The organism is Cupriavidus basilensis OR16, assembly GCF_000243095.1.
Classification (GTDB): Bacteria; Pseudomonadota; Gammaproteobacteria; order Burkholderiales; family Burkholderiaceae; genus Cupriavidus; species Cupriavidus basilensis_D.
In genome coordinates this window covers 52,197-65,200 of the sequence record NZ_AHJE01000029.1, presented here as the reverse complement: position 1 = coordinate 65,200, position 13,004 = coordinate 52,197, and the positions used below count along the sequence as shown (strand labels likewise).

Below are 13,004 nucleotides of genomic sequence, written 5' to 3'. Positions count from 1 at the left end.
ATCATCTCACCTGGCTGAACGTTCAAGGCGAGGCGGCGATGGATCACTATTCCGAAGACAAAGTCGCGCTTGTCACCGGGGCCGGCTCCGGCATAGAAGGCCGGCGAACCGTCTGAAACCGACTTGTCTCAAGGAGAAAGAGCATGCAAAAGCGTAAATTGGGAAACAGTGGCCTCGAAGTGTCGGCGATCGGCCTGGGCTGTATGGGCCTGAGCTTTGGTTACGGCCCGGCCACCGAGACATCCGAGGGCATCAAACTGATCCGGTCCGCCTTCGAGCGGGGCGTCACCTTCTTCGATACCGCGGAGGCCTATGGCCCGTTTGCCAACGAGGAACTCCTCGGCGAGGCGCTAGCGCCGTTTCGCGACCAGGTGGTGATCGCTACCAAGTTTGGCTTCCGGGACGGTGACGCGACCAAGGGCCTCGACAGCCGGCCAGAGCGCATCCGCGCCGTTGCCGAGGCTTCGCTCAAGCGCCTCAAGACTGATCGCATCGACCTGTTCTACCAGCATCGCGTTGATCCCGCCGTGCCGGTGGAGGACGTGGCTGGTGCCGTCAAGGATCTGATCCGCGAAGGCAAGGTCAAGCACTTCGGGATGTCCGAAGCGGGTGCGCAGTCGATCCGCCGTGCGCACGCCGTGCAACCGGTGGCGGCGCTGCAGAGCGAGTATTCGCTGTGGTGGCGCGAGCCGGAGGAGACGGTGCTGCCAACACTGGAAGAGCTCGGCATCGGCTTCGTGCCGTTCAGTCCGCTGGGCAAGGGCTTCCTGACCGGCGCGATCGACGCGAGCACCTCGTTCGACAAGACCGATTTCCGCAACATCGTGCCGCGTTTCTCCGAGGAAAACCGCAAGGCCAATGCTGCCCTGGTCGAGGTGCTTGGCAAGATCGCCGAGGGCAAGGATGCCACCCGGGCGCAGGTTGCGCTCGCCTGGCTGCATGCGCGGAAGCCGTGGATCGTGCCGATTCCGGGCACCACCAAGCTGCATCGGCTGGAAGAGAACGTCGGTGCGGCCGCGCTCGAACTCTCGGCTAGCGACCTGTCCGCCATCGAAGCAGCACTTCGACAGATCACGGTGGTGGGCGATCGCTATCCTGCCCACCTGCAGCAACGCGTCGACCGCTAAGCCAGCGCAATGTTGCCCGGTACCAGCACTGCCGATCGCCATCGGGCTGGTCCTGTTCGGCATGCTGCTGGCTGCCAGCGCATGGACGGGGTGGGGCGGGCTGATGGGCATCGGCAGCCTGCTTTGCGCACAGCTTCTGGTGCCTCAACATGCAACGGCTTGGACGATGCCTTGACCAGGACGGGCGGCCCATTTCATCCGAGCCCGGCGGCTCGCGCGATCAGGAACCACCCCACCCCGACGGCGACGGCGCCGATGGCTCGCGCGGCGCGCGCGCCATCCGGTGCCAGACGTTCGACGGTGATGGCTGCTGTCACGGCAGCCATCACGCGCAGGTCCATGACCCCGACTGCGAGGAGGATCGCCGTCAGGCCGGCGCAGCTGTAGTTGCAGTAGAGGCCGAGGCGCAGGCCATGCCGCCAGGCGGTGCCGGCGTCCGCCGGCAACCCGCGGCTGTGCCCCGGTGCCTCCCGGCAGCAGGCAAGGCGATGCGCCTTCCACGCGGTGAACTGGAGCGCGCCAGCGATCAGGACCACTATTCCGGCCGCCATCGGAACGGCGCGCGCCAGCGCCGGCTGTTGTATCTCGAGCGCCGCCAGCGCGGCGCCTAGGGCGAAGGCCGCCATGCCGAACGCGGTCCACACCACGAAGTACCCCACGCCCACCAGCGCGGTCAGCCGGCCCAGGCGCACCCGGCCTGTCCCGCCGACCGCCTGGCGGTAGCGCCACAGCATGGGCACCAGGGATGGCAGCATCATCGCCACCATCATCGCTACCCACATGCCGAGGAACGACGCCGCAACGCCGGCCCACGTCTGCCCGCACATCCGCATCCACGCCATCGACATCGTCCAGCCGCCGGGCATCGGCATCCCGCTCATTGCCGACATGGACGCGGACCAGACGATCGTCACCGCAGCGCAGGCGGAGAAGAGCAGCGCCGAGAGGCCCAGCAAGGCGCGCTCGGAGGCGATGCCTCGCGCAGCCTCCCGTACCCCGGTCGCGCCAGCGTTGCCCATGGCCTGGCTCAGCGCGTGTTGTACTCGTCGTGGCGGCGCCACCAGATGCCCGTTTCGTTGCGCCCCTTGGGGGCGCGGTCGAGCCATTGGTACATGCCCCAGAGCCCGTCCACGCCGCGCGCATAGGTGGAATAGGTGTGGTAGACGACGCCGTCCTCAAGCACGAACGTGCTCAGGCCCGGCCGATCGCGCGAGTAGGTGGACGCGTCGGTGCCGCAGGTGGCTGCGAATTGGGCGACGGGCTCCGGTGCCGGCGTTGCGTCCATTGCGTGGCCGCCGCGCTTGTAGTTGTATTCGACGGCCCCGTCGCGCTGTTGCGCCTCGGTGAACGAGACGTTGGCATCGAAGTTGAAGTCGCTGCCGAGCGAGGACGCCCAGGGGAACGTCCACCCCATCCGCCGCTTGTACGCCTGCAGCTTCGCCAGCGGCGCGCGTGACACCGCCGCAAGCGTGACGTCGTGGTTCGCCAGGTGGACGACGATGCCGTCGAACCCGTCCGCGATCGCCGAGCAGGACGGGCACCCCGCCTTGTAGTCGGGCCCGAACATGAAGTGGTAGACAAGGAGTTGCGAGCGCCCTCTGAAGAGGTCGGCCAGCGAGGCGCTGCCTTCGTCGGTCTCGAACCGGTACGCCTTGTCGACCCGGACCCACGGCAGCGCCTGCCGCCGCCGTGCGAGTTCGTCGCTGCGCCGCGTCAGGTCTTTCTCCGCCTCAAGCAGCTCGAGCCGCGCTGCCAGCCATTGTTCGCGTGTCGCGGTCATGTGTTGCGTCATCATGCTTTCCTCCGTCGGGTGTCCATCGTCGTTCGTTCAGTGCGCGATACAACGTGTGGGTTGGTGGTCGTGATAGATTAGTGCCGGGCATCCGGACGGGGGGAGTGACAAGTGTGGCGGGATTGGGATTCATATGGATTCGCTGATCACGGCCGCGGCGCGCGCGCTCGCCGCGGGTGACCCCCTCGGCGCGCTGAACCGGGTCGCCTTGCGCGGCGACGCGCCCGCGCTCGCGCTTCGCGGCATCGCCGAGTGGCGCAGCTCGGTGATCTCGTGCGCGCGAAGGCGCTGGTGCGAAGCGCGGCGCGCGCCTTCGGCCCGAAAGAGGCCGTGGCCCGCGCGAGATGTGTCGTCGCCGAGGCGGAGATCGCGCTTGTCTCGCGCGACCTGGGCTGGCCCGCGAAGGCGCTCGACGCGGCGCGGGCGACGCTGGAGGAGCACGGCGACCGGGTGAACGCCGCGCATGCGCGGTATCTGGAGGCCCGGCGCCTGCTCCTGATCGGGCGCCTCGACGAGGCCGAGCTTACGCTCGCCGAACTCGACCCCGCGCCCTTTCCGCCCGCGTTGAAGGCCGCCCACGCGCTGGTCGTGGCGGGCATCGCGATGCGGCGCCTGCGGACAAAGGCGGCACGCGCCGCGCTCGTCCAGGCTGGGCGAGCCGCGCGCCACGCCGGCATTCCCGCGCTGACGGCGGAGGTCGAGAGCGCATCCCTCATCCTGAACTCGCCGGCGGCGCGCCTGATCGCGCGCGGCGAGGAACGGCCCCTCCTGCTCGATGAGGTGGAAGCGCTGCTGGCATCGAAGGCGCTTGTCGTGGACGCCTGCCGTCATGCCGTGCGTGACGCGCGCACGGTGGTCTCGCTGGCAAGGCGTCTGTTGTTCGCGCTCGCGCGCGCGCTGGGCGAAGCGTGGCCCGCGGACGTCCCGAGGGACACGCTCATCGCGCGGGCATTCCGCGCCAAGCACGCCGACGAATCGCATCGCGCGCGGTTGCGCGTCGAGGTCGGGCGGCTTCGCGCGGTGCTTGGGACGCTGGCCGGCGTGAGCGCGACGAAGCGCGGGTTTGCGCTGGTGCCTCACGTCGCCCGCGAGGTTGTCGTGCTCGCGCGGCCGGTTGAGGAGGCGCATGCGGCGGTGCTGGCCTTCGTCGCCGATGGTGAGTCCTGGTCGAGCTCGGCGCTCTCGGTTGCGCTTGGCGCGAGCCAGCGCACCGTGCAGCGGGCGCTCGACTCGCTTGCGGCAGCTGGCAAGGTGCAGTCGTTTGGGCGCGGCCGGGCGCGCCGCTGGATGACCCCACCCGTGCCTGGATTCGCGACGACCTTGTTACTCCCCGCGCCACTGCCGAATGATTAGGATGGAGACATGAAACGATCAACCGCAAATATCGTCCGTGAATATGGCCCCTTTGCGGGGGTCGACGGCGTGCATGGCGTCACGTACGACGGTCAGCAAGTCTGGTTTGCCTCCGGCGACAAGCTGAACGCGCTCGATCCGGCGAGCGGCAAGACCCTGCGCTCGATCGACGTTGCCGCGCATGCGGGAACCGCCTTCGACGGCCAGCACCTGTTCCAGATTGCCGAGGATCGCATTCAGAAGATCGATCCGCAGACCGGCCGCGTGCTCGCCACCATCCCGGCGCCCGGCGGCGGCGGTGACTCAGGGCTCGCGTGGGCCGAAGGGTCGCTCTGGGTAGGGCAGTATCGGGAGCGCAAGATCCATCAGGTCGATCCCCAGACCGGGGCGGTTCTTCGCACCATCGCGTCCAGCCGCTTCGTCACCGGGGTCACCTGGGTCGACGGCGAGTTGTGGCACGGTACCTGGGAAGGTGACCAGAGCGAATTGAGGCAAGTCGATCCGCAAACGGGCGAGGTCCTGGAGAGCATCGAGATGCCGCCCGGCGTCATCGTGTCGGGTCTGGAGTCCGATGGCGGCGATCAGTTCTTCTGCGGCGGCGGAAGCAGCGGGAAGGTAAGGGCCGTGCGCCGGCCCAGGCAAGGCACCGCGGCCGGCAGCGGCTCCGGGGTCCCCGCCGAGGTCCCGGGCAAGTAATTCAAGCGGCGCTCCCGGGGCCGGGAAGCACGGGCCTGGTCCCGTTGCCGGCGCATTGGTGGGTGCGCCGGCACGCAGACGCGGATTCACGCGATCTGGCTGCGCCGCATCTGCGGATTCGAACTGACGCGGCGCAGGAAATCATCGATAAACGGTATATACTGTTTATCCTGTTTTTTGCCCCGAGATTTGCCGTGAATTCACCCATCATCAAGCCGCCGACGAAAGAGGCATTTTATTTTCCGACGAGCGCAGAAGTAGCCGAAAGCCGCGCATCCGCAACCAAGCAGAAAGCGCCGCGCGGGTCGGATAGCAAGAAGGCTGTCACGAAGGCTATGACAAAGGCTGACAAGAGCAAGCCTTCGAAGCCCGAAGCGCAAGCCAATGCAGCCGTGCCAAAAAAAGCGCCGGGCGCCAAGAAGGAAAAGGTGCTGCGCGACAGCTTCACCATGCCCAAGTCCGACTACGCAAAGATTGCTGAACTCAAGCAGCGATGCCTGGAGTCGGGCGTGCATATCAAGAAGAGCGAGATCCTGCGAGCCGGATTGCTGCTGCTTGCCGCGACATCGCCCAAGCAATTGCTGAGCGCGGTCTCAAAAGTCGAAGCCATCAAGACCGGGCGTCCGGCCAACGCCTAGGCGCCACGCCTGGGGCCACGCTTGGCGCTTTCAGCGCGCCTGCGTGGCCTGCCGTTGCTGGAGCATCTGCCTATCCGTGCTTTGCCGAGCCCTCGTACTTGGCAAATACCCGAGCCTGGACGGCATCCATGACTGCGAGGATCTGTGCGTCGGCAGGTGCACTTGCTGTCACGCCAGTGGCGTTCTTCGGTTTTGTGCCGAGCGGATAGCACACAAACACGGTATCGAACCTGCCTGCCGAGGCCTTCTTCAGGTGCCGGTTGAGCGCCTTCAGGTACTGCTTCCTGGTTGTCTTTGACATAGGTTACGGGTCCTCAGCTCATTTGCAGCTCATTTGCAGATAGCGGGGCGCGAGCGTCGTGACGCGCGGCCCCCGTCTTCATCGAAGTGCTTCCATGGCGCGCTTCGCCGCCAACCAGAGAACACGATAGAAGATAGTCCGGGAAGCGCTCGTTGGTCAAATGTGCATTCCGTGGCACAGTCATCAAGTCCCAGGCCTGGTTCATCAAGCCGATGGCTTCATGACCGCGTCATGGGGCATCGTGGAACGACAGTTCCAGGCCGAGGCGCTCACCGCCGCGTACGCGGCTGATGGCGTGCTTGAGGTTGACGCGGTAGTAGCCCTTGCTGCCTTTGAATGGGCGTTGGGCGGTGGCGATGATCGCTGCGTCGCCGAGCTTCAGCGGGAGCACCATGGGCCGCGACTGCATGCGCGGGCGTTGCTCGGTCATGACAAACTCGCCGCCCGTGAAGTCCTTGCCGGGCTCGGAGAGCAAGGCCACCCATTGCAGCGGAAACACGTGCTCACCATCGATTCGCTGGTGCAAGGCGAGATAGTCGTCCTCGCCCAGCCGGCTCAGGTTGGATTGCCTTCGGCGCTGTCCCGCCTGGTGGATGCGTTCGAGAAATTCAGGCAGTCCTGCCGGATAGCGATAGGCGACATCCAGCGCCGTGTTCCATCTGTTGGCGATCGGGGCGAGATGATGGTAGAGCGCCTCTTGCCACGCCGCCAGCGACAGCGGCAAGCGCTCCGCGAAATAGAAGAGGTCGCCCTGGCCCAGGCCGCTAGAGGCCAGCGACTCCCGGCGGACGCCTTCGGCATGGCCGGCCCGCTGGCCCAAGGTGCGCGCCTGTTCCCGCGTAAGCAGCCCGGGTAGCACGGCGTAGCCTTCCGCGTCCAGTTGAGCGGCGATGCCTGGCCAGTCCAGGCGGTCGATGATGTGGGTTGTGGTGTGCATTGGCAATATTCGTAATATTCGCAATGCTTGCCTTCAGGTCTTGGCTTCGCGCTGCAGCAGTTCGCGCTTGCGCTCCACGCCCCAGCGGTAGCCCGAAATGTCGCCGTCGCGCCGCACCACACGGTGGCAGGGAATGGCGACCGCGATGTGGTTGGCGCCGCAGGCTTGCGCCACGGCCCGCACGGCCTTTGGCGCGCCGATGCGCTCGGCGATCTGGGCATAGCTCACTGTGATCCCGGGCGGAATCTCGCGCAACGCCTGCCAGACGCGTTCCTGGAAGGCGGTGCCGCGCACATCCAGCGGCAGGTTCAGGCCAAGTGAGGGGGCCTCGATGAAGCCCACCACCTGCGCGACCAACTGTTCGAAGCCAACGTCGCCGCCGAGCAGCTGCGCCTTGGAGAACTGGTTCTGGAGCTCGCGCAGCAACAGGTCGGGGTCGTCGCCGAGCAGGATGGCGCAGATGCCGCGCTGGCTCTGTGCGACCAGGATCGCCCCTAGCGAGCACTGGCCAACCGCGAAGCGGATCACCGCGCCTATGCCGCCGGCGCGGTAATCACGGGCGCGCATGCCGAGCAATTGCTCCGACGCTTCATAGAATCGGCTGTTGGAGTTGAAGCCCGCGCCATAGATCGCATCCGTGACCGACGCGTTAGGTGCGTTGAGTTCTTCGCGCAGCTTCCTGGCGCGATTGGCCGAGGCATAGGCTTTCGGGGTGAGACCGGTTTCGGCCTTGAACACGCGATGGAAGTGGAACGGGCTCATGCTGGCCTGTGCCGCCAATTGGTCCAGGCTGGGCGGCGTCTCGGCGGCCTCGATCAGGCGGCAGGCCTGGGCCACCAGGCCGGCGCGTTCGGCGGCCGCACGGGTCTGGTCACCCTTGGCGCGGCGGCTGGCGCGATAGCCAGCCGCCTCGGCGGCTTCGGCCGTGCCGAAGAACTCCACGTTCTCGCGCTTGGGCATGCGGGCCGTGGAACTGGGCCGGCAATACACGCCGGTGGTGCGCACGGCATACACAAAATGCGCGTCCGCGTTGGGGTCGCGGGCCTGGACAGCCTGCCAGCGCGAATCGTCGGTTGCGTAGGCCTGGCGGGTCGGGCTGGCCTCATGGGTCGAATTCATGGCGAATTCCTTTGCATGCTTGATGACGAAGTCAGAGTAGGGCCGATTTCACGCACAAGCACTCCGGTTCTTGCGAGTGAATTGTCATCGTGCGGGGACACGCCACAGATACCATGCCGCGACGGTCCGATATGGACGACAAGCCTCGCCGATCCTCGCCTCTCCTCCTCGCTCCGAGGCCATCCGCGCACGTCAATCGCCGGAGTCGTCCCGTATGCGCTCCGGATCCATGACGCGCAGGCTCCGGAAGGCGATCTCGATCAGTCCGCGCTTTTCCATCAGCTTCAGCAGTTCATTCAGTGTCTGCCGGGACACCCCGACCATCGCAGCAAGATCCACCTGCGAAATCTTCACGGTGACAGGACCGGGCTGAGCTACGAGCGGACGCTGCAATCGCAGGAGTTCCCCTAGCCTCGCACGAACGCGAGCCTCTGGTGTCATCAGCTTTGTATCCGAGATATAGCGCAGCACACCTGCATACCGCTGCGCGATCAACAGCGCGAAGTAGCGGTAGGCCGCCGGATCCTCGTCCACGATCCGCTCGAACTGCGCCCTCGGCAGCACAAGCATTCGCCCGTCCGTGTCGGCGATGACGGACACCGTGGTCTTTTCATTGGCCATCACCGCCAGCGGCCCGAACCAGAAGCCCGGGCTGCCTACGTGGTAGAGGCTCTCCTCGCCGTCGGCCAGCATGCGGGTCACCCGCACCCGTCCCTCCACAACGGCGCACATTGCCTCGGGCGAGCTTTCCTGGGCTGAAATCAACGCACGCTTGCTGAAGCTGCGCACGGTACCGTACTCGATGATCTTGCGCTGCAGCACCTCCGGCAGACTACCGAACCAGGCATCGGCGGCGAGTATGCGGCGGATGTCGCGGGAGGGGCGTGTATCTGATGCAGTCATGGATCAGGTTTTTGCGGGAGTTGTCGGCGCGGCGACAGGTGCGATGAACATTCGAATGTAGCATGCCTCGAAAATGCCTAGAAATCGCATGAGCAGGCCGGCTTCACGCCCACATGCCCCAACGCAAGGAGACAAGCAGTGATTCAAGATATCAGCGCCATCGCGCCCACGCAGGCCCGCGGCCAAGGGAAACTCCGACGGTTCGCGACGGTCCTGGCATTTGCTGCCGGGTGCCTGGTGTTAGCCAGTGCAAATGCGCAAACGCCGGCTACGCAGCTTGCCGACTCGGCCCGCGGCGTAGCCGCTGGAAGCGACCCGATTCCCGGCCCGCGCAATTGCTTCTGGTCGCGCGGCCCCGCCAGTGCCGACCCCTACATCAACATTGCCTACCCGGATGCCGGCACCTTCTATTGGGCGGCGACATTCTCCGTGCCCGAGGGGGCCACGCTGGCCGTCGAGGGCGACTTCCCGCATTCGCGCTACATGTCGCTGATCAGCTATGACGGCGCCGGCGTCCCGGTCGAATCGGTGGCCGACTACCTGCTCAAGCCGGTGCCCGGCGCGAGCAACCCCTTCCTGCCTGGTGCCGACCGCAATGCCAAGGCGCGCAGATACTCGCTGGCGATCGCCGATAGCGCGCCGCCGGCCAATCAGACCGTCGGCATGAATCAGACCGGCCAGCAACGCGCGACATTGCACGCACCCAAATACGGCGCCGGCCAGCAGGTGATCCTGTATCGCATTTACGCGCGCGACAAAGGAACCGACGAGACAGGCGGAGCCGGACTGCCGGTCCCCGTGCTGACGCTGGCAGACGGCAAGGTGCTGAGGGGCGACGCGGCGTGCCCGGCGCTGCGGACCAAGCAGCCGCTCCAGCTCGATGCTGCCGCGCTCGCGGTCCCGATGGAGAAGTACCATGAACTGCTTGCCGCTGCACGCGAAGTGGGCAATGCGAAGCATGAGCCGGCCTTTCCGGCTACCAACCCGCCAACCTGGTATATCCAGTACGATCGCGACTACCTGTACAGCCTCTACACAGGCAAGCCACTAGCCAATCCGAAGAAGAGCACAGGCGGCTTCTATCCGAATCTGGACAACCAGTACATCCGTACCATTGTCAGCCGCAAACTCGGCAAGGTCTTCGTCATCCGCGGCAAGGCCCCTACCACGCCCAGGACGTATAACGGCGACGCATCCATGGGTAGCGGCGATCTTCGCTATTGGTCGATGTGCTCGAACCAGGGCTTCGCCAACACCCGGGTCAACGCGTGCGCCTATGACGAGCACATCCCCGTCGGTCCGGATGGCTTCTATACCATCGTCGTCAGCCGCAAGGAGGATCGCCCGCGCAACGCGATCAATGCGTGCGGCATTGCCTGGCTGCCGATGGCGGATGACGGCGACGGCGCGGCGGATGCCGATGTCACGGTGGTGCAGCTGCGGCACATGCTGGGCACGTCCAGTTTCCCCCATGCCATACAGGCGATCGAGAAGCCCGGCGATGAACGGAAAGTCATGGGTGACTACTATCCGCAAGGCCGCTACATGTCGACCTCGGCATTTGAGATAGCGCTGCCTTGCATGCCGGGTAAAAACTGATCCAAGGCGCTGCCGGCGCGGCCACGGCTTCGTGATCAGCGCGCCTCCTGCTCATTGAAGGTGCCGTAGCAGAATCCTTCGTGGCCGCCAGCGCACACCGCGCGGCGCGCATATCGAGCCCCGCAGGAGAAGGAGGGCGCGCATTTCTGTTTGGCGCCGCCGAAGAAAGTGCACTACCGCACGCGTTGCCAATCGCGCGCTTGCAGCCAACGGCGACCATCGAGTATGTTGAACTTCAACGCTGACGTGCGCGCTTGCTTGAGGAGCCATCATGAACAGGGTCATAGGACACCTGGCCATGCTCGTTGTCTTGGGGCTGTCTGCCATCGATGGCGCGCAGGCAACCGACATCGACTGTAAGTCAGTACGCGGCGCGGGATCGGTCCGCTGCGAAGATCCGCACGGCGACGGGATGAGATGTGCGCTGGCGAGCGGCGGCCACCCACGTAACAAGCACCTGGTCTGCGATAACCAGGAACTCATGACGCGTTACGAGCGCATCTATGCCGAACAGCAGAGGTTGCTGCGCAGCGGCGTTACCAACGATGCCGAAGTCAGCGCGTGGCGCATCAAACGGGATGCCTGCGGCTCCGAGCGCTGCCTTGATAGCCTGTTCCACGAATGGTGGCGGTGGCGGGATGCCGCCCGCATGAGGCCGGCGCGGCCCGCCGTCCCGCCAGGCACAACGGTTGCGGCGCCCGCGCCGCCAAAGCAGGAGCCGACACCGCTCGCGCAGGCTCAGGCGGCGCCGGCGCAGTCGATTGCCACGCAAGAGAGTCCGCTGCCGACCGAGCCAATGCCGCCGGCAGCCGCCTCTTCTCAGACCTATCAGACCTCGCCGACCTCGCCGACCTCGCCGACCTCGCCGACGCCGCTCCCAATCGAGCAAGACTCACCCAAGCCAGCCGCGGGCGCCATGATGCTGGCAGGCATGCTGACTGGGATCGCCGCCTTCGCCATTGGCGCGGCCTGCCTGTGGAAACGCAAGCGCGACCGGCGCGCCTTGCAAGGACATCAACGGCGCCGCTCCATCTCCGGGGCCGTGGCGATCCTCTATGGTTTGCTTATTGTGAATGTGCTGCTGCTGGCGTTCACGCTGGGGTTTAGCTAAACGCCTCCGCCGCCTAATCACACGCCGGGTTTCGAGAACGGGATGCCAGCCGTGTGCGGGTTGCCTTCGTTGGTGTCCTCAGGCAAGAGGTTGCCGTCGTCGAGCGCCGCATCGGCATAGGCCGTACCAGGAAAGCGCTCGGGAAAGAGATGCCGCTGCGCAACTTCGTGGTCAAAAGTGCCGGACCACTTGGCAACCACCACGGTGGCCACGCTATTGCCGATCGTGTTGCAAGTGGCGATCGCCATCGAGAGGAAACGGTAGACACCGAAGATGACCGCCAGCCCTTCCACTGGCAGCATCCCGGTCGAAGTCACGGTTGCCGCGAAGACCACGAAGGAGCCGCCCGACACCGTGGCCGCGCCCTTGGAAGTCAGGAGCATCAGCAACAAGATGCCGATCTGGTGATCGAGTGAAAGCGGCACGCCGTAGGCATGCGAGATGAACATCACACCCATCGCCATGAAGAGTGAAGTGCCATCAAGATTGAAGGCGTAGCCGGTTGGCAGCACCAGCCCCACGGTCTGCTTCGCGCAACCCAGACGCTCGAGCTTGATCAGCAGGCGAGGCAGGGCGCTCTCCGACGATGCGGTGCCGAGGACGATCAGGATCTCGTCCTTGATGTAACGCAGGAAACGCCAAAGGCTGAAGCCGGCCAGCCGTGCCACCACGCCCAGCACCACCACGATGAAGACCGCCACCACCGCGTAGAAGCTCAACACCAGTTGGGCCAGTGCGATCAGGACCGCGGTACCGTTGCTGCCAACCGAGTAGGCTACCGCCCCGAATGTGCCGATCGGCGCCAGCTTCATCACGAGGTTGATGAACGAGAACAACACCTCGGAGATCTGGTCGAGCCCCTCGTTGATTTTCTCGCGCCGGCCCCCCGGAATGGCGAGGATACCGATGCCGACCATCACCGCGAGCACCACCACCTGCAGGAGTTCCCCCTTGGCGAACGCCCCCACGAAGTTGTCCGGCACGATGTGGGCCATGAACTCCAGGAAGCCCTGCGGCGCGGCCTTGGCCACGGCTGGCGGAGCGGCGCCGACGGCCACCGTGGTCATGCCTTTGCCGATCTGCAAGAGGTTGCCCGCCAGCAGGCCCAAAACCAGCGCAATGGTCGAGAGCACCTCGAAGTAGAGGATGGAGCGCCAGCCGACTCGGCCGGCGCTCTTCACGTCGCCGGCTGAAGCGATGCCGTGCACGATGGTGAGGAACACCAGCGGCGCCACGCCGGCCTTGATCAGCGAGAGGAACATGTCGCCCAGCAGCTTGAGCTGCGAGGCGAACCTCGGGAAGATGAAGCCCACCGCGATGCCAAGCACCAGGGACACCAGTACTTGCATGCCTAGCTTGCGATACCAGGGTAGCTTGCGCGGCGGCGAGATCAGCGCATCCGCGCTGGAAGCTTGGTCTTGCATATCT

At 65.6% G+C, this 13,004-nt stretch carries 12 protein-coding genes and 1 pseudogene; 6 read left to right on the top strand and 7 right to left on the bottom strand.

Annotated elements, in window-relative coordinates:
- The first annotated feature begins 143 nt into the window (after positions 1-143).
- Positions 144-1,127 (top strand): aldo/keto reductase, encoded by a 984-nt coding sequence (locus tag OR16_RS11735; RefSeq protein ID WP_006158180.1) that lies wholly within the window; start codon positions 144-146, stop codon positions 1,125-1,127.
- A gap of 194 nt (positions 1,128-1,321) precedes the next feature.
- Here OR16_RS11735 and OR16_RS11730 read toward each other — a convergent pair whose 3' ends face one another.
- Both OR16_RS11730 and OR16_RS11725 read right to left on the bottom strand, forming a co-directional pair.
- Positions 1,322-2,146 (bottom strand): DUF2182 domain-containing protein, encoded by an 825-nt coding sequence (locus OR16_RS11730; RefSeq protein WP_006158179.1) that lies wholly within the window; start codon positions 2,144-2,146, stop codon positions 1,322-1,324.
- 8 nt (positions 2,147-2,154) lie between these two features.
- The gene (locus tag OR16_RS11725) at positions 2,155-2,919 is read right to left on the bottom strand and encodes a DUF899 domain-containing protein (RefSeq protein WP_006158178.1); all 765 of its coding nucleotides are present in this window, start codon (positions 2,917-2,919) and stop codon (positions 2,155-2,157) included.
- Positions 2,920-3,052: 133 nt separating this feature from the next.
- Between OR16_RS11725 and OR16_RS11720 the strand changes: the two are divergent.
- From OR16_RS11720 to OR16_RS11710, 3 genes and pseudogenes are all read left to right on the top strand, one after another.
- A pseudogene (locus OR16_RS11720) lies at positions 3,053-4,272 on the top strand (helix-turn-helix domain-containing protein).
- A gap of 9 nt (positions 4,273-4,281) precedes the next feature.
- A complete protein-coding gene (locus OR16_RS11715; RefSeq protein ID WP_006158176.1) occupies positions 4,282-4,968 on the top strand; it encodes a glutaminyl-peptide cyclotransferase in 687 nt (228 codons plus the stop codon).
- 62 nt (positions 4,969-5,030) lie between these two features.
- Positions 5,031-5,606 carry a hypothetical protein gene (locus OR16_RS11710; protein WP_337459827.1) on the top strand — a complete coding sequence of 192 codons (576 nt, stop codon included), beginning with the start codon at positions 5,031-5,033 and terminating at the stop codon, positions 5,604-5,606.
- A 70-nt stretch (positions 5,607-5,676) separates the two neighbouring features.
- On the opposite strand, the gene OR16_RS11705 is transcribed toward OR16_RS11710, so the two are convergent.
- The 4 genes from OR16_RS11705 to OR16_RS11690 all read right to left on the bottom strand — a co-directional run bounded on the left by OR16_RS11705 (position 5,677) and on the right by OR16_RS11690 (position 8,866).
- Positions 5,677-5,907: a hypothetical protein gene (locus OR16_RS11705; RefSeq protein ID WP_006158174.1), complete on the bottom strand. Its 231-nt coding sequence runs from the start codon at positions 5,905-5,907 to the stop codon at positions 5,677-5,679.
- 229 nt (positions 5,908-6,136) lie between these two features.
- Positions 6,137-6,844 (bottom strand): 2OG-Fe(II) oxygenase, encoded by a 708-nt coding sequence (locus OR16_RS11700; RefSeq protein ID WP_006158173.1) that lies wholly within the window; start codon positions 6,842-6,844, stop codon positions 6,137-6,139.
- Positions 6,845-6,877: 33 nt separating this feature from the next.
- Complete coding sequence (ada, locus tag OR16_RS11695) at positions 6,878-7,963, bottom strand: bifunctional DNA-binding transcriptional regulator/O6-methylguanine-DNA methyltransferase Ada (protein ID WP_006158172.1); 1,086 nt, start codon at positions 7,961-7,963, stop codon at positions 6,878-6,880.
- Between the two features lie 192 nt (positions 7,964-8,155).
- Complete coding sequence (locus tag OR16_RS11690; RefSeq protein WP_006158171.1) at positions 8,156-8,866, bottom strand: Crp/Fnr family transcriptional regulator; 711 nt, start codon at positions 8,864-8,866, stop codon at positions 8,156-8,158.
- Between the two features lie 483 nt (positions 8,867-9,349).
- Between OR16_RS11690 and OR16_RS11685 the strand changes: the two genes are divergently transcribed.
- Both OR16_RS11685 and OR16_RS11680 read left to right on the top strand, forming a co-directional pair.
- On the top strand, positions 9,350-10,465 hold the full coding sequence (locus OR16_RS11685) for a hypothetical protein (protein ID WP_237717030.1): 1,116 nt from the start codon (positions 9,350-9,352) through the stop codon (positions 10,463-10,465).
- A gap of 271 nt (positions 10,466-10,736) precedes the next feature.
- Positions 10,737-11,576 carry a hypothetical protein gene (locus OR16_RS11680; RefSeq protein ID WP_043419384.1) on the top strand — a complete coding sequence of 280 codons (840 nt, stop codon included), beginning with the start codon at positions 10,737-10,739 and terminating at the stop codon, positions 11,574-11,576.
- 17 nt (positions 11,577-11,593) lie between these two features.
- On the opposite strand, the gene OR16_RS11675 is transcribed toward OR16_RS11680, so the two are convergent.
- A complete protein-coding gene (locus OR16_RS11675; RefSeq protein WP_006158168.1) occupies positions 11,594-13,000 on the bottom strand; it encodes a cation:dicarboxylate symporter family transporter in 1,407 nt (468 codons plus the stop codon).
- Positions 13,001-13,004: the final 4 nt, after the last annotated feature.

What these genes read in the sequence shown, in the direction of transcription:
- OR16_RS11725 (WP_006158178.1), bottom strand. Translation starts at nt 2,919, where the DNA reads ATGACGCAACACATGACCGCGACACGCGAACAATGGCTGGCAGCGCGG.
- OR16_RS11715 (WP_006158176.1), top strand. Translation starts at nt 4,282, where the DNA reads ATGAAACGATCAACCGCAAATATCGTCCGTGAATATGGCCCCTTTGCG.
- OR16_RS11735 (WP_006158180.1), top strand. Translation starts at nt 144, where the DNA reads ATGCAAAAGCGTAAATTGGGAAACAGTGGCCTCGAAGTGTCGGCGATC.
- ada (WP_006158172.1), bottom strand. Translation starts at nt 7,963, where the DNA reads ATGAATTCGACCCATGAGGCCAGCCCGACCCGCCAGGCCTACGCAACC.
- OR16_RS11685 (WP_237717030.1), top strand. Translation starts at nt 9,350, where the DNA reads ATGTCGCTGATCAGCTATGACGGCGCCGGCGTCCCGGTCGAATCGGTG.
- OR16_RS11705 (WP_006158174.1), bottom strand. Translation starts at nt 5,907, where the DNA reads ATGTCAAAGACAACCAGGAAGCAGTACCTGAAGGCGCTCAACCGGCAC.
- OR16_RS11690 (WP_006158171.1), bottom strand. Translation starts at nt 8,866, where the DNA reads ATGACTGCATCAGATACACGCCCCTCCCGCGACATCCGCCGCATACTC.
- OR16_RS11680 (WP_043419384.1), top strand. Translation starts at nt 10,737, where the DNA reads ATGAACAGGGTCATAGGACACCTGGCCATGCTCGTTGTCTTGGGGCTG.
- OR16_RS11700 (WP_006158173.1), bottom strand. Translation starts at nt 6,844, where the DNA reads ATGCACACCACAACCCACATCATCGACCGCCTGGACTGGCCAGGCATC.
- OR16_RS11675 (WP_006158168.1), bottom strand. Translation starts at nt 13,000, where the DNA reads ATGCAAGACCAAGCTTCCAGCGCGGATGCGCTGATCTCGCCGCCGCGC.
- OR16_RS11730 (WP_006158179.1), bottom strand. Translation starts at nt 2,146, where the DNA reads ATGGGCAACGCTGGCGCGACCGGGGTACGGGAGGCTGCGCGAGGCATC.